Raw genomic sequence first — 17,552 nt, 5'->3', positions numbered from 1 at the left:
ACGCCCCCTATGGCAAGGGCTTTGTGGTCGCGATGGCTTTGATCGGTTGCTTTCATATGTCCGGCCTGTTTGTGCGGCGTTTTGAGTGCCGCTGGCCTTGATGGAAATCCGCCGGTGAGGTCCCTAGGCCGCGTTGACAAAAGACTTCAGCCATAGCCGCGTGGCGGCGAGGTTTAGGAAGCTCTCGAACGAGAGAAGGGTTTTGTCATATCGAGTGGCGATGCGTCGTTGCTGTTTGAGCTTTCCGAACATGCGCTCGACGCGGTTGCGGTCCTTGTAACGGCGATAGTCGGGATGCTCTGGCACCTTGCGGTTCGAGCGGGGCGGGATGATCGGCAGGATGCCCCGGGTCAGCAGGCTTTCCCGGAAGCGATCACCATCATAGCCCTTGTCCGCGAGCAGCGCCTTGGGTGTGGCGACGGGGATCGCCATCAGCGGTTCGGCAGCGGTGTAATCAGAAGCCTCGCCGCCGGTCAGGATGAAGCCGACAGGCAGTCCTTGATTGTCGCAGCGGGCGTGGATTTTGCTCGTAAAGCCGCCGCGTGATCGACCAAGAGCGTTCGCACAAGCCCCCCTTTTCCGCCCGCTGCCGAAACATGGCCGCGAACGCTGGTGCTGTCGATCATATGTTGCCAGTCGTCGGTCAGACCCAGATCGACCAGCGTTTGCAGCAGGGCATCCCAGACACCCTGTTCGGCCCAGCGCCGGAAGCGGACATAGACCGAGTTCCACTTGCCGTAGCGCTCGTGCATGTCGCGCCAAGGGCAGCCGACCCGCAGCACGTGAAGCATGCCGTTGAGAAAGCGACGATTATCGCCCGACGGCCGCGCCCAGCGACCACGTTCAGGCGGCAGCAGCGGCCCAATCAGGTCCCACTCCGCATCCGACAAATCCCCGCGACCCATGACTGATCCTCAAAAAGCAGTCTTGAATCAGAAGGAGGAGGATTTGGGAATCCCTTTTGTCAACACGGCCTAGGGTCAGGACCCATTGATTTGCGGTGATGGCTGTGATTCAGGCGGCTGCGAAGGAGCCTGAATTTGAGCGATTTATTCTGGCTGACGGACGAGCAGATGGCTCGGCTTCAGCCCTATTTTCCCAAGAGCCATGGCCGCGAGCGCGTTGATGATCGGCGCGTTTTGAGCGGGATCATCTTCGTCAACCGCAATGGGCTGAGGTGGCGCGATGCGCCGAGGGAATACGGCCCGGCGAAGACGCTCTACAATCGCTGGAAGCGGTGGAGCGACAAAGGCATCTTCATCCGCATGATGGAAGGCCTGGCGACACCTCAGGCTCCCGAGCGCAAGACGATCATGATCGACGCGACCTATCTTAAAGCGCACCGCACGGCGTCGAGCCTGCGGGTAAAAAAGGGGGTCCAGGACGCCTGATCGGCCGGACGAAAGGCGGCATGAACACCAAGCTTCATGCCGTGAGTGATGCGAATGGTCGTCCAATCAGCTTCTTCCTGACCGCCGGACCGGTCAGCGACTACACTGGCGCGGCCGCTTTGCTCGACAGTCTGCCCAACGCGCAATGGATGCTGGCCGACCGAGGCTATGATGCCGACTGGTTCCGCGACGCCCTGCAGGAGAAGGGTATCACGCCCTGCATCCCGGGCTGAAAAATCCGGAACACGACCGTAAAGTACGACAAACGCCGCTACAAACGCCGTAACCGCATCGAGATCATGTTCGGCCGCCTCAAAGACTGGAGGCGGGTCGCAACACGCTACGATCGCTGCCCGAAGGCCTTCTTCTCCGCCGTCGCACTCGCCGCAACCGTCATCTTCTGGCTCTGATCAATGAGTCCTGACCCTAGACTATGCGACAAGAAATACTGGGATAAAACAAGCCATTCCCCCAGTTACCCGGCTACGGATCGTAAGAGTTTGCCCCCGCTTGCTTGCTTCTATCTCAGCTGATAACTTCGAAGGCTGTGCCGTATCCCACGTCGGCGGGGATAGTGAGGATGTTCTTGCCGTCTCGCTGGATGACTTCTGGAAGGACCGGCACGATTTCGCGAGCCTTGGCCCGCGCGACGCAATCGTCTGCGCTCGCAGCTTCGGCTAGCAGTTGCAGGTTCAATCGCGTGGGAAAGATGATCGTTCGTTCACCGCTGACACCCAGTTTCAGGGCTTTGCTTGGCGAAAGCCATTCCGCATCAACGGTTTCATATCCATCACATGCTGCGATCTGGCGCTCTGGGGCGCGAACGACGAAGAAATGAGTGTCGAAGCGCTTTTGCATAAAGCTGGGCGTGATCCACCGCGCGAACTCGCTCAGGCGATCAAGGCGCAGTTGCACATCGGCCTCGCGCACAATGTCGAAAAATTCGCGCTCGCCTCGCTCGACGGCTTTGCGGCTTTCAAGATCGCAAATATCCTCGAACTCGCTACCGTCGCGATGATCGGCCAGCAGGATGCCTGCTTCCTCAAAGGCTTCACGAATCGCGGCAATCCGAAGGGTGCGCTGCGTAGGATCTAGCGTTTTCCAGCCCCTGCAATAATCGGCCCATTCAGGCGCTTCATCGGCAGCAGAAGGCTTTCCACCGGGAAAGACCAGCGCGCCGGATGCAAAATCGATCTGGTGATGCCGCTTGACCATCAGCACCTGGAACTCCGGCTCGTCGCGAAGCAACAGCATGGTGGCTGCGGGGACCGGATCGACTGGCTTCTGCAGTGTCATCATAAACTCCAGTTCTCAGTTGGCCTGATATTGGACGCTGGCCCGTTCAAGCTGAGCAACGATCTTATCGCCATTTGCGCAGAAGAACCAACCCGGCAAGAGCCACTGCAACACTTGCAAGCACCCAGGATTGATTCGCAAGCAGCGCCGCGGAGACGATAAGTGCGGCCGCCACAGGACCTTTGACAGGCTGGCTCGCGCGGCGAATGGCTGCGAGCTTCTCAAAACTTGCCGGATCAATCTGGACAGGCACATGCCCGGACTTGGCTATAGCGGCGGCGTTATCGAGAAGGTCAGGCATGATCGCCGCTAGGGCGAGGAGTTGTCGGCGAACTTTTTTTAAATTGGCGCGATTCCTGCCAAGGGAGAATCTTTCTGCGAACAGCTCCAACATGATGGGGCGTGTTTCCTCCCCGATATTATAGTCAGGCGCAAAGGAACGCGCAAACCCTTCCGCCGTGAGCAATGTTCGAAGAAGGATCGCCAGATCAGGCGGAAGTGCGAGCTGATAGTCTCGCAGGAGATCGAACACGCGGCTGAAAATATGCGAGAACTCAATCCCCGAAAGGACCGTTCCCCTGAACTCACCGATCAGCTGGTCCAAATTCTGGGTGAGCCCATCACGGTCAACTTTCGGATCTCCAGCCCATTCGAGCAACACGTTCGCGACGTCTGCTGTGTCTTCGTCGGCTATAGCCATGACAAGTCGTACCAGTTCCTCGCGCCTCGCCTTTGTGAGAGTGCCGACCGATCCGAAGTCGATAAAGCCCACATCCTGTTCCCCGATAAGGAAAACATTGCCTGGATGCGGATCGCCATGAAATTCGCCATTCAGAATGATCATGCGCAGGACTGCATTCGCATATTGTCTCGCGAACGCCGCCACGCGTGGGTCGGTCGATTCGGCCTCGATCGCAGACGCGGGCGTTCCATACAGCCGCTCCTGGACGTTGACCCGTATCCCCGTCAGTTCCCAATGAATTGTTGGAGTCTTGATCCCAAGCGTATCAAGATAGCCACCGATACGCTCGCATGCACGAGCTTCTGCTGCCAGATCCATTTCCCAGGCAAGATTTCTGCCAAAGGTTCGCAGGAACTCTACGGGGCGATAGCGGGCGATTTCAGGGGATCGATCCTCGGCAACGGCGGCGAGGCGCGTCAGGAGCCGCACATCGGCCTCCATTCGCGCAGCAGTGCCCGGACGCCGCACCTTTATGATAACGTCGGCGCCGTCGAGCAGCGAAGCAGAGTAGGTCTGCGCTACCGAAGCCGAAGCCAGTGGTTGTTCATCGAATTGGGTGAATTCCCCTCGCCAGTCAGCTCCCCAGCTTGCGGCAAGGATGGGCTCGATTTCTTCGAATGGCACCGGAGAAACCTGATCGTGGAGCGTCGCGAAGGCAGCAATCCAGGACCTGGAAAACAGATCGCTGCGCGTCGCCAGCAGCTGTCCAAGCTTTATTCCGACCGGACCAATGTCGCGCAGGAGTGCGACGACCGCCGCCGGCCGCAATTCACCTGGATCGATTGACTTGGCCGGATGCGGAATGACTCCGAGAGCGCCCGCCAGGCTTTTGGCGCCGTGCCGGACAAGAATCTGTCCTATCTCGGCGGCGCGTGCGATGTCTCCTATCGGTTTATCTCGGAACCCAGGCATATGTCCTATTCCGCATCGGTCCGGCTCTGATCGAGATTCGACGCAATCCGCACAAGAATGTCCAGCAACGTCCGTTTTTCGTCGCGCGTGGCGTTCCGCCATAGGACCCTATGCAGCCCGTCCGCGGATTCTCTCAGTTGGGGCAACAACCTGTCGAGCTCCTGGGTCAGGATGAGCTGCCATGCCCGGCCGTCCGTTTTGGCTCGTCGCCTTTCCATCAATCCTTTCCCACAAAGGCCAGCGACGGCTTGACCGATCGTGGCGGATTCCAACTCTAGTCGCTTGGCAATTCCGGCCTGCGTCAACGATGGTTCGCGGAGAAGTTGTCCGATGATGCGCCACTGCGTCTGATTGAGGCCAATCTTGGCAATCCGTGCGTCATAAGCGCGCCTCGCCCCCCGACTAATCTCGTCCATCAAATATAGCATACGGTCGTCGTCGGTGAGGGCGCCTTCGCGAAGCCGTGGCGGCATTGTGTCGAGATTTGCGTTCATACCGCTGCCTAGTCCGTTTCGTGGGAATGCCAAAACGCAAATTACTAAACGATTTTACTAACCGGATGGAACGGTCTACGCCACGCCATGAAGCGACTTAGCACATGTCCAAAATCCTTCGAAAGAGGCAGATGACCGACGAACCAAATGAGCGGGAACAGGATCGCGCGCCCGCATCCAGCCTGAAATCGCAACCCAAATTTCGCCTCATCCTCATCATAGCCATCACTGCTGCGCTGATTGCAGGTGGTTGGTGGTATTACAGGCATGTCACCTATGGGCAGTACATGCAGTCGACCGACAACGCCTATGTCGCGGCCGACAGCGTTGTGGTTTCATCAAAAGTGGCCGGATACGTGGACGCGGTGCTCGTCTCTGAGAACGGGCGGGTCAGTCCCGGCGAGGCGCTCGTGCAACTGGATGTGCGAGATTATAGAGCCCAGGCGCAACAGGCGCGTGCGCAAATTGCGGCGACGCTGGCCGGCGCCGACACAATCCGCTCGCAAGTAACCGAACAGGACTCAGCGATTCGGCAGGCGCGGGCCCAACTCGCCGCCAAGCGCGCGGCGCTCGACCTCGCCAATGAGCAGGTAGCGAGGTATCGCCCCCTTGCCGCGACCGGTGCGGAGCCGCGAGAAAAGCTTCAACAATATGAGACACAGGCGCAGCAAGCGCACGCCGACTTTGTTGCTGCCCAGGCAGCAGTCTCTGCTGCCAACGGTCGGAGGGCCACCTTGTTCAAACAGATCGACCAGACCGAAGCCCAAGCTGACGCGGCCCGCGCGCAGCTGGAAGCGGCCGACCTAGATGTCACATCGACTCTGCTGCGAGCCAGCAAGGGAGGTCGCGTTGGCGATCTAACAGTAAGGGTCGGCCAATTCGTTCAGCCCGGTCAGCGATTGATGACGGTGGTTCCGGTAAACGAAATCTACGTCATCGCTAATTTCAAGGAGACGCAGGTCGGCCTTTTGCGGGCGGGGCAACCGGTCAGGCTCGAGGTCGATGCTCTTCCCGACTTTGAGATTGCTGGACGCGTTGAGAGCATCTCGCCCGGAACCGGAGCAGAATTTTCGATCCTGCCGCCCGAAAACGCCACAGGGAATTTCACCAAGATTGTTCAGCGGATAACGGTTCGTATCGCGATAATAGCCTCGCCCAAAGTGCGTCGTCTGCTCGTCCCGGGCATGTCGGTTGTGGCAGTTGTCGACACGCGAAACGCTGCCGGAGAGCTGAAAGAGATCTCGAGTACCGACAAATGACCGCCGAGTTGGCATCGAACAGCGCCTCTGGTACTCCGACTGCAGAAAGGCGGAATGCCGATATCACCGCGTGGATAGCGGTCGCAGCGGGTGCACTTGGCGCCATGCTCGCAACACTCGATATCTCTATCGTCAATTCCGCGCTTCCGGTGATCCAGGGCGAAATCGGAGCCAGCGGCACCGAGGGCACTTGGATTGCCACCGCATTTCTCGTTGCCGAAATTGTGGTAATTCCGCTTAGCGCCTGGCTTGAACGCCTTTTTGGACTGCGAAACCTGCTCATCATTGCGGTTTCCGCGTTCACCGGCTTCTCAATTCTTTGCGGTATGGCGACCGACCTCACGACCATGATCATCGGTCGCACGGGTCAGGGTTTCATGGGTGGTGCGCTGATACCAACTGCGATGACCATCGTGGCGAAAAGATTGCCGCCCCATCAACAGCCGATCGGCATGGCGCTGTTCGGCATGACAGTGATTCTGGGTCCGGTCATGGGGCCGCTGATCGGTGGCTGGCTGACCGAAAATTTGAGCTGGCACTATGCCTTCTTTGTCAATGTTCCAATCTGCGCCGTACTGCTGCTGCTGCTATTCGTCGGGCTTCCTCACGAAGAGCCGAAGTGGGAGTATCTGACCGATGCTGATTGGGCGGGCATTGCCGGCCTGATTCTGGGGTTGGGCGCTTTGACTGTGTTGCTTGAGGAGGGGCATCGCGAGGAATGGTTTGAATCCGCTCTTATTCGCTGGCTGGCACTCATTGCCGTTATCGGTTTCGCTTCACTCATATACGGGCAGCTGAACGCGTCGAAGCCCGTCCTGAAACTCCGCCTCCTTCTCAATCGCCAATTCGGAAGCGTTGCGGTGATGGCTCTCGCCCTGGGAATGGTCATGTATGGTTCGACCTACGTCATTCCCCAATTTCTTGCGATCATATCCGATTATAACGCTTTTCAAACCGGGCTCGTTATATTTTGGATGGGTATTCCGGCTTTTGTGCTTATGCCGATCCTGCCCTTCATGATCCGCAGACTCCACATTCGCATTGCCGTCGGTGTCGGAATGCTTCTGATGGCGGCCAGCTGTTTCGTCAGCATAAGCCTCACCGCGGAATCTGGGGGCGCCGTATTCATCGAAAGCCAGCTTATTCGGGGTGTTGGCATGATTCTGGCCATGATGTTCCTGAACCAGGCTACCGTAGCCTCGGTGGCAAAGACAGATGCTGGCGATGCCTCCGGTATTTTTAACGCCGCTCGAAATCTCGGAGGATCTTTCGCTTTGGCCGGACTGGCTTCGTTTCAGGACCAGCGGATCTGGCACCATAGCCGGCGCATGGAAGAGACGCTGAATGCCAACAGTGCTTCACTCCAGATTTATCTTGATGAACTCGCGAAAAGCTTCGGCGGGATGGAGGGTGCCATGTCGATGCTAGGCCGGACCATCCAGCGGGACGCGTTCGTAATGACCTACAATGATGTATTCTTGGTGATGGGCGTCCTGACCTTGATGACCGTTCCTTTGGTCATCTTTTTGAAGCCGCTTCCCAAGAATGTTTCCCTTTCGATGCACTGAGCCTGACATGATAAGAAAATCTGTAATATCGCTTCTCGCCTCGTTTCTGCTGGCCGGTTGTGTTGCGGGCCCAGACTACGCCGGGCCTCCAGAAGTATTCTCGGCGAACCGAAATGACGGCTTTGTCCGTGCCGGCGGTAACATCATCGATACCGAGCCCGAGCTGGCAGAGTGGTGGCTCCTTTTGAACGATCCGGAATTGACCAGGCTTATCGAGGCTGCGTTATCGGACAATCCTTCGCTTCAGGCTGCGCAAGCGCGGATTGCGCAGGCGCGGGCATCCGTGAGACAGGAGAAGGCCGGAAGATTTCCGACGCTTGGAACCCAGGCGACGGCTATTCAGGGCCGCTTGCCGGGCCTTGATATTCAGAACAGTGCCCCGCCTTCGGCGAGCGCGCCTGTTAGTCCGCAGGGACAGGCGGATGATAGCCTCAGTGTCTACAATCTCGGGCTCAACGCTAACTGGGAGCTGGATTTCGCAGGAGGAACGCAGCGACGGATCGAGGCCGGCAACGCTCAGGCCGCGGCAGCGGTTGCCAATGTGGAGGATGCCAAGGTCCAGCTGACCGCCGAAGTTGCCAATGCCTATGTCAACCTGCGCGAGGCCCAGTTTCGAGCCAAAGCGTACCGAACCGAGTGCGAGTTGCAGCAGCAAACCCTCTCGCTAACCTATCAACGGTATCAGCAAGGCGTGTTGCCCCTGTTCCCTCTCGGCAATGCAAATGCCGAGCTCGAGCTGCTCAAGTCTCAGCTCGCCGAGGCCGAAGCTGACACGGCGGTATTGCTCGATGCGCTTGCCATTCTAGCTGGACAGATCCCAGGGACAACGGACGAAGCGCTGAAACAGATCTTCGATGTTCCCCTCCCGCCGGAACAGGTCGCCGTGGGCGACCCCTCCAACCTTGTCGCACGTCGGCCCGACATCCGCGCGGCCGAACGCAGCCTGGCGGCAGCAACGGCTCGGATCGGTGTTGCGGAGGCTGCACGATTTCCGAAGCTGTCATTCATGGGAATCTTGGGACTTGGCGGAACGTCGCCAGACGATCTCTTTGATGTGAGCAATCCGTCAATTCTCGCCATTCCACAGTTGCAGTGGAACTTCCTCGATTTCGGAAGGGTCGATGCCTCGGTCGATCAGGCGAGCGCCGTCCGTGCCGAGGCAGTTGCCAACTATCGAAAGACGGTGCTTTCTGCACTTCAGGACGCCGAGCGCGCGTTGTCGCGCTTTAGCCAGCAGCGCTCTGCCCTGGTGGCGTTCGCGCAGATCAAGTCCCAGGCAGATGGCGCAGCCGATCTTGATCGACAACGATTTGCCGGCGGAGTGATCTCGCGCGCCGACCTAAATCGCACGCTTCGCAAACAGCAGCAGGCGGCAACCGACCTCGTCCGGGGAAAGGCGGCGCTCACGCTGTCATGGATCGCCCTGCAAAAATCACTCGGCCTGGGATGGCAAGTGCAAGCAAAGATTTAATGTCACCTACGAGTGTCGTTAATATGAACTCTAAGGTGCGATATCGGTTCAGAAAGAATCTCATAGGGATTTCAACTGACAATTTTATCTAACCTTAGCAAGAGTATCCTGTGCTTATTCAAACGATCTGTCGGCCGATTTGTGCGCAGCATACTCCTTGCAAGCGACCTGATATAACGCTACGGTGACGTTTACATAATGTCATTGAGGCAAGGCGCGATGTGTGGATCGGCATGGTTAAATGTGTGGGGTCAGTGGTCCCGCTTGCTGGCATGATCCGCTCGATGACGGGTTATGGGAGAGGGAGTTGCCACGGGCGATCCGCTCTCCCGACACCGGTTGGAGACTTGCTGCGATGAATGCGCGCACAGCACCGAACATCTTCGTTCGCGAAGGAGATGGCATTTCAACGTTGGTCGTTGAAGGTGACTGGACAGCGATGTCGATCGCAGGCCTTTCCGGGCATGTTCTGAGTCCCTCGAACCTCTCCTTCTCAAGCGACTTCGGAAACCTGGGAAGGATAGACAGCGCAGGCGCGCTCGCCATCCTGACTCTCGCACCCAATGCGGCATTTACCGCAGACCTGCCCGCCAATCTTGCTGATCTGTTCGCGCTGGTGGGCTCGGCCATGGCCGACCGCGATGTCCCGCCAATCAAAACTCCCCCATTTCACGTGCGTCTTGGCCAAAAAGTTTATCGAGCTGTCCAGGAAATCGGCGCAAGCGCTCGATTTCTCGGCCAACTTGAGGTGGCGCTCATGAAATCTCTTGCACATCCCAAAAGGATGCGATTGATCGCACTGGCGTCGTCAATTCAGAAGGCCGGCTTCGATGCGCTGCCACTCATAGCGATCATGACATTCTTTATCGGCGCAGTGGTGGCTCTCATAGGAAGCGATCTGCTCAAGACATTGGGTGCATCGGAACTGGTCGTCGAACTGGTTGGCATATCCGTCCTCCGCGAGTTCGGCGTCCTCATTCCCGCGATACTACTTGCCGGTCGGTCCGCTTCCACTTTCGCGGCCCAGATCGGCGCAATGCGAATGAATCAAGAGACGCAGGCAATGAAGGTGATGGGTGGCCTGCTGCCGGTTTGGTGGACACCGAGATAAGTTCATTCAGGCTACCCCAGCTTCACGTTCGAAGTCGATAGGACTGAGGTAACCCAAGGTCGAGTGACGCCGGGTCGGGTTGTAGAAGCATTCGATATAATCGAACACGTCGGCCTTCGCCTGCGCCCTCGTGCGGTAGATCTTCTTCCCGATCCGCTCGGTCTTGAGCGAGGAGAAGAAGCTCTCCATGGCGGCATTATCCCATACATTGCCGGACCGGCTCATTGAGCAGGTGACCCCATTGTCGGCCATGAGCCGCTGGAACTGCTCGCTGGTATACTGGCTGCCCTGATCCGAGTGATGCAGGAGAGCATCGGGCTTGCCGCGCCGCCAGATCGCCATGATCAGCGCATCGGTGACGAGCTGGGCTGTCATGTTGGGAGTCATCGACCATCCGACCACCCGGCGCGAGAACAGGTCGATCACCGCAGCAACATAGAGCCATCCCTCGGCCGTCCAGATATAGGTGAAGTCGGCCACCCACTTCTGGTTCGGCCTGTCTGCCGTGAACTGGCGATCGAGCACGTTGCCGGCGATGACCGAACGATCGCCGTGATCCTTGGGAAGCCCGCGTCGCCGCGGCCTCGCTCGCAGACCCTGCGCCCGCATGAGCCGTTCGATCCGGTGCAGGCCGCAGGACACCCCATCGGCCAGCAGGTCGTGCCAGACACGGCGCGCGCCATAAGTGCGATAACTTCCTACATGGCTGGCACGGACCTTCGCACCGATCACCTCGTCGTCGCGGGCACGCTGCGACGGCGGGCGGATCAGCCAGGCATGGAAGCCGCTTCGCGAGACACCGAGCGCCCCGCACATCCATGCCACCGGCCAGATCCCTCGGTGCTTCGCGATGAACTGGAACTTCATATCGAGTCCCTCGCGAAGTAGGCGGCGGCTTTTTTTAGGATGTCGCGCTCCGCCTTCAACTTGGCCAGCTCGCGCCGCAGGCGATCGATCTCCATCTGCTCCGGCTTCATCTGACCGTGACCGGGAAAGGCATGACCCGGATCGGCGGCAAGCTCCCGGACCCATTTACGCAGCACGTTCGCATGCACATCCAGATCGCGCGACGCCTGCGCGATCGTCACCCCGCGTTCGCGGACCATCCTCACCGCCTCAAGCTTGAACTCGCGGCTGAACTTCCTTCTTTGCATTGTGGACCTCCGATAGGTGGAAACACCCTATCTCGGTGTCCACCAAACCGGCAGCAGGCCAGGGCATCGACCTGTTCGACGCGCTGGTTGTGCCACGCGTATTGGCATTGCTTGTAATTATGCCCCTCCTGGCGATTGTTGCCATGCTGGCTGGTTTGGCCGGCGGGCTTGTCGTCAGCTGGGGCATACTCGACGTGAGCCCGACATATTTCGCCGAACGACTCTCAGCTGCGGTCGATATCCGACACTTCTGGGTTGGAATGGCAAAAGTACCGGTGCTGGCCATTGTGATTGCGCTTGCCGGATGTCGCCACGGCCTTTCGGTACGCGGAGATGTTGAGGATCTGGGCGGGCGGGTGACCGTCGCCGTTGTCCAAGCGCTATTCGCAATCATCCTTCTGGATGCCGCCTTTGCAATTCTCTTCAACGTGCTCGAAATATGATTTGCGATCCGGACATCGTTATTCGGGTGGAGAATCTTAAAACCCGATTTGGCGATCACATTATCCACCAGGATTTGAACCTAGAAGTCCATCGTGGCGAGATTCTTGGTGTCGTCGGAGGGTCCGGTAGTGGAAAATCCGTCCTGATGAACACCATTTTGGGCCTGATTGCGCCTAGCCATGGGGCAATCGAAATCTTTCAGAAAAAAATTGGGAGTCGCTTTGATCGTACGGAAATTGATCACCGAATTGGCGTCATGTTTCAAAATGGCGCGCTTTTTTCTTCTCTTAGTGTGCAAGAAAATGTCGAGGCTCCTCTCATCGAACATACCCGTCTTAGAGAGCCGTGGCTCGAGGCCGTGGCTCTGATGAAAATCGGCCTTGTCGGACTCGATGCCGAGGTGGGCCGGCAAATGCCCGCTGAACTTTCAGGCGGAATGCGAAAACGTGTAAGCGTAGCGAGGGCCTTGGCGCTCGATCCAGAATTGCTGTTCCTTGACGAACCCACTTCGGGCCTCGACCCGATCGCCGCCGCCGAATTTGACCAGCTGATACGGACGCTGAGCGACACGCTGGGGCTTACTGTCGTGATGGTGACCCATGATCTCGACAGCCTGTATTCCATCAGCGACCGCGTGGCCGTGGTTGCGGATCAGAAAATTGTCGAGGTTTCGCCAATCGCGGAACTTGAGAGGTCTGACCATCCTTGGATCAGGGCGTTTTTGGGAGGGCGGGCGGAGCGCGCCAAGGAAAGGAACCGTTAATGGAACGCGACGCGAACTACGGTCTGATTGGGGGCCTGACGCTGGCTCTGCTAGCGGCGGCTTTCGGCTTCATCCTCTGGCTCGGTCAATCCCAATTCGCCCGTAATTTCGACGAGTATCGGATCATTTTCGATGGTCCCGTCCGCGGTCTTAGCGAGGGAGGCGAGGTGCAGTTCAACGGAATTCCGGTGGGAGAAATCACGCGTATTAGTCTTGATCCCAGAAATCCAAACAGGGTGCTTGCAGGGGTGCGCCTGCGCGAGGATACGCCTGTGCGCGTCGATTCTACCGCCGCGACGGAGTCGCAAGGCATAACCGGCGGAAGCTACATCCAGATCAGTGCGGGGACGCCCTCTAAGCCGTTGTTGAAGGAGGTTTCCAAGGAAACGCTCCCAGTGATTAAGGCGGAAAAAAGTTCGCTACAATCCCTGATGGATGGAGGTGGCGCATTGTTGGCGGACGCTTCGCAGGCCCTGGAAAGGGTCAACCGGACCTTGTCCGACGAGAATATCGAAAATGTTTCGGCTGCTATTGCGGATGTAAGAGCTACCACGGCGGAATTGCGATCTAGTCGCGGAATGTTCAGCAAGGCTGAACAAGCGTTTGCACGCCTGGACCGGGCGGCGGCCGATATCGAGGCCGCGGCCGCATCGGCGCGCACGGCGATCGATGGCGACGGTCGCAAGACGTTTGCCGATGTCTCGGCAGCTGCTCGAGATCTTCGAGAGGGGATCGCCGAGGCGAGGGTGGTCATTCACAGGCTTGATGACGCCGCGAGTGGATTGGCGGCGCCCGACGGCTCCGGGATTGCTGCAACTTTGAAATCGCTCGATAGCGCGGCGCAGGAAATCGAGCAGCTCGCCGGCCAGCTACGACGGACCCCTCGTGAAAGGAAGCTCCCCCAATGAAAACGATCTCTGCAAGAATGTTTTTGCTGACGGGCGCGCTAATTTGCCTTTCTGGTTGCGGGAATATTCTGGGAACTGGCGGCAAATCGACGTTGTACCGGATCAGCAGCACGCCCGTACCGGAGCGTGAAATTGCACGACAGTGGATTCCGGTGTATATTACGCGACCGACGCTTCCGCCTGGGGCCGATGGAGACAGGATCCTCACGATCGAGAATCGCGAAGTCACGTATCTGGCCAAAGCACGGTGGATGAGGCCTGCGCCCGAGATGATCCGCGAGGCTATTGCCGGAAGCGTAGCGCGCAAAATCGATCACGCATATATCCCTGTCCAGAGCGTGGCTTCCGATCATTACGTCCTATCCGCACGGCTTTCTTCTTTTGCAGCCTATTACGAGCAGGGGCCCGACGCGGCCCCGATCATTCGCATCGCCGCGCAAGTGGAACTAAGCCGATCCAAAGAATCGGAACCACTGGCAGTCACGCGCATCGTCCTTGATAGGACAGCAAGCGCAAACAGCGTTTCGAGTATCGTCGAAGCCTTTGATCGCGCGAGCCTTGAAATGGCCGACAAAATCGCGAGTTGGACGGCTGCGGTGATCAATTAGCGGGTAGCCAATGGAAACTTAGGTGTTTAGTCCCAGCATGTGATGGTGTGGCTCCATATTGAAGATATCCGGCTTGGATTTCCAGAGTTCTTCGATGGCCTCATAGGGTGTCTTGAAGCGCAGTGCCTTCAACTGCTTGGCAAAGTTGTAAGCGACCAACCAGTCGCGGACATGGCGGCGCAGCTCGTTGATCGACGTGTAATGGAAAGATTTGACGGTGGCCTCCTTGATGGTGCGCACCATCCTTTCGGCCTGACCGTTGGTCCATGGGTGATAGGGTTTGGTGAGGCGTAACCGGTGTTTTCAGGCTACGACGGTCCATGGCATGAGATCACCGACGCTGTTGGCGGGATAACCGTTGGCGAGGCTGGTGAGGGTTTCGGTCAGCCATTGGTGGGGGTTGATGGTGCTGAGCTTGCAACATTCGATGAGCGTGGCGATCACCGCCCAGTTGTCGCCGCCCTCGTCGGAACCGGCAAACAGGGCATTTTTGCGATTGCGAGCCAGCGGCCTGATCGATCGTTCGACGGTATTGGAGTCGAGGTCGATGCGACCGTCATCGATGAAGCGTGAGAGGCCGTCCCAGCGGGTGAGTGCGTAGCGGATCGCTTCGCCGAGCTTGCTCTTGGCGCTGACCTGGCGGCCACGGGCGGCAAGATATTGGTGAAGATCGTCGATGATGACGCGGCTGCGTCCGGCCCGAGCGGCACGACGCTGCTCGGCCGAGAGGCCGCGCACATCGTCCTCGATGGCGTAAAGCAAGGCGATGCGGCGCAGCACCTCGGTAGCGACCGGGGATGTATCAGCCAGTTCGTAGAATTTGCGACGCACATGCGCCCAGCAGAAAGCGAGCCTGATCTGCTGGCGCCGCCGGGGGAGCGCGGCGTAGCCGCCATAGCCATCGACCTGTAGGATGCCCGCAAAATCACCAAGATGGAACTGGGGACGCTCGGCCTTGCGATCTGGCGCATAGACATAGGCGACGATCGGCGGATCGCAGCCGCCCCATGGTCGGTCGTCGCGGGCATAGGCCCAGAGCTGGCCGGTCTTGGTCCGCCCGCGTCCGGGATCGAGCACCGGGGCGGTCGTCTCGTCGGCGAACAGCCGCTCGGATCGTCGTAGCTCGTCGAGAATGTGGTCACGCAAGGGGCGCAGATACCAGGCCGCTCGCCCGACCCAGTCGGCCAAAGTGGATCGGTCGAGCCGGATGCCCTGCCGGGCGTATATCTGGGCCTGCCGGTAAAGCGGCAGGTGATCGGCATACTTGGATACCAGCACCTGGGCGATCAGTGCCTCGGTCGGAATGCCGCCCTCAATGATCCGCGCCGGCGCCGGCGGCTGCACGATCGCGCTCTCGCACGAACGGCAGCCATAACGCGGCCGCCGGGTGACCACGACGCGGAAGGTGGTCGGCACCACATCGAGGCGCTCGGCGACATCCTCGCCGACCTGGTGGAGGGCGCCGCCGCAGCAGGGGCAAGCATTGCTCTCGACGTCAACGATCTGTTCGATCCGCTCGAGATGCGCGGGCAGCGAACCGCGGTTGGTCTTGCGCACAGGATCACTGCGAGGCCGTCCGGCCTTCGCTTCGCTGGCGGCCTCGGCTTCCGCGAGCGCCGTCTCGGCATCCTCAAGGCCCAGCTGCAACTGATCCTGATCGAGCTGCTCGGAACGGCGGCCGAACCGATGACGCCGAAAAGCCTCGATGATCGCCCTCAGGCGTTCGGCTTCCGCGTCGGCACTCTCGAGCTTGCGGGCCTGTTCGAGGACGAGCGCGCGTAACGCGTCAACATCGTCCGGCAGGTCCGCTTCCATGAGCATGGGAGCAGTGAATCAGTCTGGGAACGCCCCGTCAACAGGCAATCTGCGGGGCCTGCGGGCGGCGCCCGCCATGCACCCGGCGCCAATCCAGACCCTCCAGAAGCGCGCCGAGTTGCGCTGAGGTCACACGCATCACGCCGTCCTGGATGCCCGGCCACCGGAAGCCGCCGGACTCCAGCTTCTTGGCCATCAGGCACAGGCCAGTGCCGTCCCACCAGACCAGCTTGATCCGGTCAGCACGCTTTGCCCGGAACACGTAGATCACGCCTGAATATGGGTCGCCGCCATACTCGGCGCCGACCAGCGCGGCCAGGGCGTCAGGTCCCTTGCGAAAATCCACCGGACGCGTCGCCACCATCACGCGCGCGCCAGCGCCAGGTCCGATCATCGCGTTGCCTTGAGTGCTTCAATCACCGCTGCGATCACAGCCGCATCGGCCCCGCGTCCGATCTTCACCGCCACGCCGTCAATCTCCAGCTCGACAGCACTGACTGTGGGACGCCGACGGCGACGGCCGCGCCTGGCGACAGGGGCTGGATCACCCGAAGGGAGCGGTTCGATCACCGCCGGCACGAACGCAGGCGTCGCTGGAAGCGTCAGCCCTTGGTCCTCCAGCTTCTTGCGCAGATCCCGGCGCCAAGCGAATAGTTGCGACGGAGCAAGCCCATGACGGCGCGCCACCGCGCAGGCCGTCTCCTGACCCGAATAGCTCTCCGCGACGATCGACGCCTTTACCTCAGGCGACCACTCCCGACGCTGGCCCGCACCTGTGAAAACCTCAAAACGCCGAACCACGCTGGTGCCAGCATCATCACATGTCATCATCATAGCATCAGCATCCTCCAGCCTGATCGGGCTAGCGAAAATCGACGCCACGCTTCACTCCCGCAAGGTGGCAGGGAAACACCGGTTACGGTGAGGCGATGCTCGATGCCGTTCTGCTCGCAGACACGGCCGAAGATATGGCCGATCCATCCCAGTGTGCCGCCCTGGTCACGCTGCACGAACTGCACGCCGTTGTCGGTCAGGATGGTGTGGATCCTGTAGGGAACCGTCTTGATCAGCACGCGCAGGAAGGCTGCCGCGGCGAGCTTGGTCGCCCGTCGATAGATGCGGGCGAACACCAGCTTCGAGGTGCGGTCCACCGCGACATAGAGGAATCCTTTGCCGCCTTCGTAGCGCAGTTCGGCGATATCGATGTGGAAATAGCCGATCTCGTACTTCTTGAACTTCTTCGGCTTCTCGCGATCCGCCTTCGGCAATCGGCTGATCCCGTGCCGCTGCAGGCAGCGGTGAAGCGACGAGCGCGTCAGGTTCGGGATCACGTCCTTCAACGCGATGAAGACGTCATCGAGCGGCAGCCGGGCCTGCACCCTGAGCGCCACGATCGCGGCTTCTTCCATCGGCGACAGCACGGTGCTGCGCCGTTCCTTCGGCCCCACCGGCATGTCCTCGACCGACGGCCGGCTGCGCCACTTGATCACCGTCTTCTCGTTGATCCCGTACCGCTTCGCGAGCTGCGCGACCGGAGCTTGCGATCGCTGTAGCTCCGCTCGAACGGCGTGCGTGGTCTTGGCGCTGCCGTGTAGAAGCTGGCCCATAATCCCTCC

15 protein-coding genes and 4 pseudogenes are annotated in these 17,552 nt (G+C 59.4%); 9 read left to right on the top strand and 10 right to left on the bottom strand.

The window, feature by feature from the left end; all coding sequences use genetic code 11:
- Positions 1 to 123: 123 nt before the first annotated feature.
- Positions 124 to 905, bottom strand: a pseudogene (locus AN936_RS24220) (IS5 family transposase).
- A 135-nt stretch (positions 906 to 1,040) separates the two neighbouring features.
- On the opposite strand from AN936_RS24220, the pseudogene AN936_RS24215 reads away from it, so the two are divergent.
- Positions 1,041 to 1,801, top strand: a pseudogene (locus AN936_RS24215) (IS5 family transposase).
- A 115-nt stretch (positions 1,802 to 1,916) separates the two neighbouring features.
- On the opposite strand, the gene AN936_RS14275 reads toward AN936_RS24215, so the two are convergent.
- From AN936_RS14275 to AN936_RS14265, 3 genes are all read right to left on the bottom strand, one after another.
- The gene (locus AN936_RS14275; protein WP_054590306.1) at positions 1,917 to 2,687 is read right to left on the bottom strand and encodes an NUDIX hydrolase; all 771 of its coding nucleotides are present in this window, start codon (positions 2,685 to 2,687) and stop codon (positions 1,917 to 1,919) included.
- Between the two features lie 64 nt (positions 2,688 to 2,751).
- On the bottom strand, positions 2,752 to 4,341 hold the full coding sequence (locus tag AN936_RS14270; protein WP_039575416.1) for an ABC1 kinase family protein: 1,590 nt from the start codon (positions 4,339 to 4,341) through the stop codon (positions 2,752 to 2,754).
- 5 nt (positions 4,342 to 4,346) lie between these two features.
- Positions 4,347 to 4,835, bottom strand: a complete 489-nt coding sequence (locus AN936_RS14265; RefSeq protein WP_052208277.1) for a MarR family winged helix-turn-helix transcriptional regulator — start codon at positions 4,833 to 4,835, stop codon at positions 4,347 to 4,349.
- A gap of 131 nt (positions 4,836 to 4,966) precedes the next feature.
- On the opposite strand from AN936_RS14265, the gene AN936_RS14260 reads away from it, so the two are divergent.
- The 4 genes from AN936_RS14260 to AN936_RS14245 all read left to right on the top strand — a co-directional run bounded on the left by AN936_RS14260 (position 4,967) and on the right by AN936_RS14245 (position 10,244).
- The gene (locus AN936_RS14260; RefSeq protein WP_054590305.1) at positions 4,967 to 6,094 is read left to right on the top strand and encodes an HlyD family secretion protein; all 1,128 of its coding nucleotides are present in this window, start codon (positions 4,967 to 4,969) and stop codon (positions 6,092 to 6,094) included.
- Positions 6,091 to 7,662 carry an MDR family MFS transporter gene (locus tag AN936_RS14255; RefSeq protein WP_095385529.1) on the top strand — a complete coding sequence of 524 codons (1,572 nt, stop codon included), beginning with the start codon at positions 6,091 to 6,093 and terminating at the stop codon, positions 7,660 to 7,662. The genes AN936_RS14260 and AN936_RS14255 overlap by 4 nt, the downstream gene beginning before the upstream one ends.
- Positions 7,663 to 7,669: 7 nt before the next feature.
- Positions 7,670 to 9,133: an efflux transporter outer membrane subunit gene (locus AN936_RS14250; protein ID WP_039575413.1), complete on the top strand. Its 1,464-nt coding sequence runs from the start codon at positions 7,670 to 7,672 to the stop codon at positions 9,131 to 9,133.
- A 307-nt stretch (positions 9,134 to 9,440) separates the two neighbouring features.
- A complete protein-coding gene (locus AN936_RS14245; RefSeq protein WP_234715577.1) occupies positions 9,441 to 10,244 on the top strand; it encodes an MlaE family ABC transporter permease in 804 nt (267 codons plus the stop codon).
- Positions 10,245 to 10,250: 6 nt separating this feature from the next.
- On the opposite strand, the gene AN936_RS14240 is transcribed toward AN936_RS14245, so the two are convergent.
- Positions 10,251 to 11,398, bottom strand: a protein-coding gene (locus AN936_RS14240; RefSeq protein WP_095385752.1) for an IS3 family transposase whose coding sequence is annotated in 2 segments (ribosomal slippage) — positions 10,251 to 11,140 and positions 11,140 to 11,398 — 1,149 coding nt in all. Because the reading frame shifts where the segments join, the coding sequence is not laid out codon by codon here.
- Between the two features lie 35 nt (positions 11,399 to 11,433).
- Here AN936_RS14240 and AN936_RS14230 point away from each other — a divergent pair.
- From AN936_RS14230 to AN936_RS24210, 4 genes are read left to right on the top strand one after another with little or no spacing between them, the layout of a single operon-like run.
- Positions 11,434 to 11,841: an MlaE family ABC transporter permease gene (locus AN936_RS14230; protein WP_234715576.1), complete on the top strand. Its 408-nt coding sequence runs from the start codon at positions 11,434 to 11,436 to the stop codon at positions 11,839 to 11,841.
- Positions 11,838 to 12,605 carry an ABC transporter ATP-binding protein gene (locus AN936_RS14225; RefSeq protein ID WP_054588699.1) on the top strand — a complete coding sequence of 256 codons (768 nt, stop codon included), beginning with the start codon at positions 11,838 to 11,840 and terminating at the stop codon, positions 12,603 to 12,605. Before AN936_RS14230 ends, AN936_RS14225 begins: the two co-directional genes overlap by 4 nt.
- Entirely contained in the window at positions 12,605 to 13,513 is a 909-nt protein-coding gene (locus tag AN936_RS14220; RefSeq protein WP_054588698.1) for an MlaD family protein, read from the top strand. The genes AN936_RS14225 and AN936_RS14220 overlap by 1 nt, the downstream gene beginning before the upstream one ends.
- On the top strand, positions 13,510 to 14,121 hold the full coding sequence (locus tag AN936_RS24210) for an ABC-type transport auxiliary lipoprotein family protein (protein ID WP_081997347.1): 612 nt from the start codon (positions 13,510 to 13,512) through the stop codon (positions 14,119 to 14,121). The genes AN936_RS14220 and AN936_RS24210 overlap by 4 nt, the downstream gene beginning before the upstream one ends.
- 18 nt (positions 14,122 to 14,139) lie before the next feature.
- On the opposite strand, the pseudogene AN936_RS14210 reads toward AN936_RS24210, so the two are convergent.
- From AN936_RS14210 to AN936_RS14190, 5 genes and pseudogenes are all read right to left on the bottom strand, one after another.
- Positions 14,140 to 14,412: pseudogene (locus tag AN936_RS14210) on the bottom strand (integrase core domain-containing protein); the annotation flags it as partial.
- Positions 14,413 to 14,424: 12 nt separating this feature from the next.
- A complete protein-coding gene (gene tnpC / locus AN936_RS14205) occupies positions 14,425 to 15,942 on the bottom strand; it encodes an IS66 family transposase (RefSeq protein WP_054588696.1) in 1,518 nt (505 codons plus the stop codon).
- 31 nt (positions 15,943 to 15,973) lie between these two features.
- On the bottom strand, positions 15,974 to 16,330 hold the full coding sequence (gene tnpB, locus AN936_RS14200) for an IS66 family insertion sequence element accessory protein TnpB (protein WP_039575394.1): 357 nt from the start codon (positions 16,328 to 16,330) through the stop codon (positions 15,974 to 15,976).
- A complete protein-coding gene (gene tnpA / locus AN936_RS14195; RefSeq protein ID WP_052208271.1) occupies positions 16,327 to 16,770 on the bottom strand; it encodes an IS66-like element accessory protein TnpA in 444 nt (147 codons plus the stop codon). The genes tnpB and tnpA overlap by 4 nt, the downstream gene beginning before the upstream one ends.
- 86 nt (positions 16,771 to 16,856) lie before the next feature.
- Positions 16,857 to 17,543: pseudogene (locus AN936_RS14190) on the bottom strand (DDE-type integrase/transposase/recombinase); the annotation flags it as partial.
- Positions 17,544 to 17,552 lie beyond the last annotated feature (9 nt).

The organism is Sphingopyxis macrogoltabida, from assembly GCF_001307295.1.
GTDB lineage: Bacteria > Pseudomonadota > Alphaproteobacteria > Sphingomonadales > Sphingomonadaceae > Sphingopyxis > Sphingopyxis macrogoltabida_B.
Note: the sequence above shows the minus strand (reverse complement) of the source record. Positions and strands in the feature narration are given on the sequence as shown.

Excerpts from the sequence above, each read along its gene's own strand:
- AN936_RS14275 (WP_054590306.1), bottom strand. The coding sequence starts at position 2,687 with ATGACACTGCAGAAGCCAGTCGATCCGGTCCCCGCAGCCACCATGCTG.
- AN936_RS14270 (WP_039575416.1), bottom strand. The coding sequence starts at position 4,341 with ATGCCTGGGTTCCGAGATAAACCGATAGGAGACATCGCACGCGCCGCC.
- AN936_RS14265 (WP_052208277.1), bottom strand. The coding sequence starts at position 4,835 with ATGAACGCAAATCTCGACACAATGCCGCCACGGCTTCGCGAAGGCGCC.
- AN936_RS14260 (WP_054590305.1), top strand. The coding sequence starts at position 4,967 with ATGACCGACGAACCAAATGAGCGGGAACAGGATCGCGCGCCCGCATCC.
- AN936_RS14255 (WP_095385529.1), top strand. The coding sequence starts at position 6,091 with ATGACCGCCGAGTTGGCATCGAACAGCGCCTCTGGTACTCCGACTGCA.
- AN936_RS14250 (WP_039575413.1), top strand. The coding sequence starts at position 7,670 with ATGATAAGAAAATCTGTAATATCGCTTCTCGCCTCGTTTCTGCTGGCC.
- AN936_RS14225 (WP_054588699.1), top strand. The coding sequence starts at position 11,838 with ATGATTTGCGATCCGGACATCGTTATTCGGGTGGAGAATCTTAAAACC.
- AN936_RS14220 (WP_054588698.1), top strand. The coding sequence starts at position 12,605 with ATGGAACGCGACGCGAACTACGGTCTGATTGGGGGCCTGACGCTGGCT.
- AN936_RS24210 (WP_081997347.1), top strand. The coding sequence starts at position 13,510 with ATGAAAACGATCTCTGCAAGAATGTTTTTGCTGACGGGCGCGCTAATT.
- tnpC (WP_054588696.1), bottom strand. The coding sequence starts at position 15,942 with ATGCTCATGGAAGCGGACCTGCCGGACGATGTTGACGCGTTACGCGCG.
- tnpB (WP_039575394.1), bottom strand. The coding sequence starts at position 16,330 with ATGATCGGACCTGGCGCTGGCGCGCGCGTGATGGTGGCGACGCGTCCG.
- tnpA (WP_052208271.1), bottom strand. The coding sequence starts at position 16,770 with ATGATGATGACATGTGATGATGCTGGCACCAGCGTGGTTCGGCGTTTT.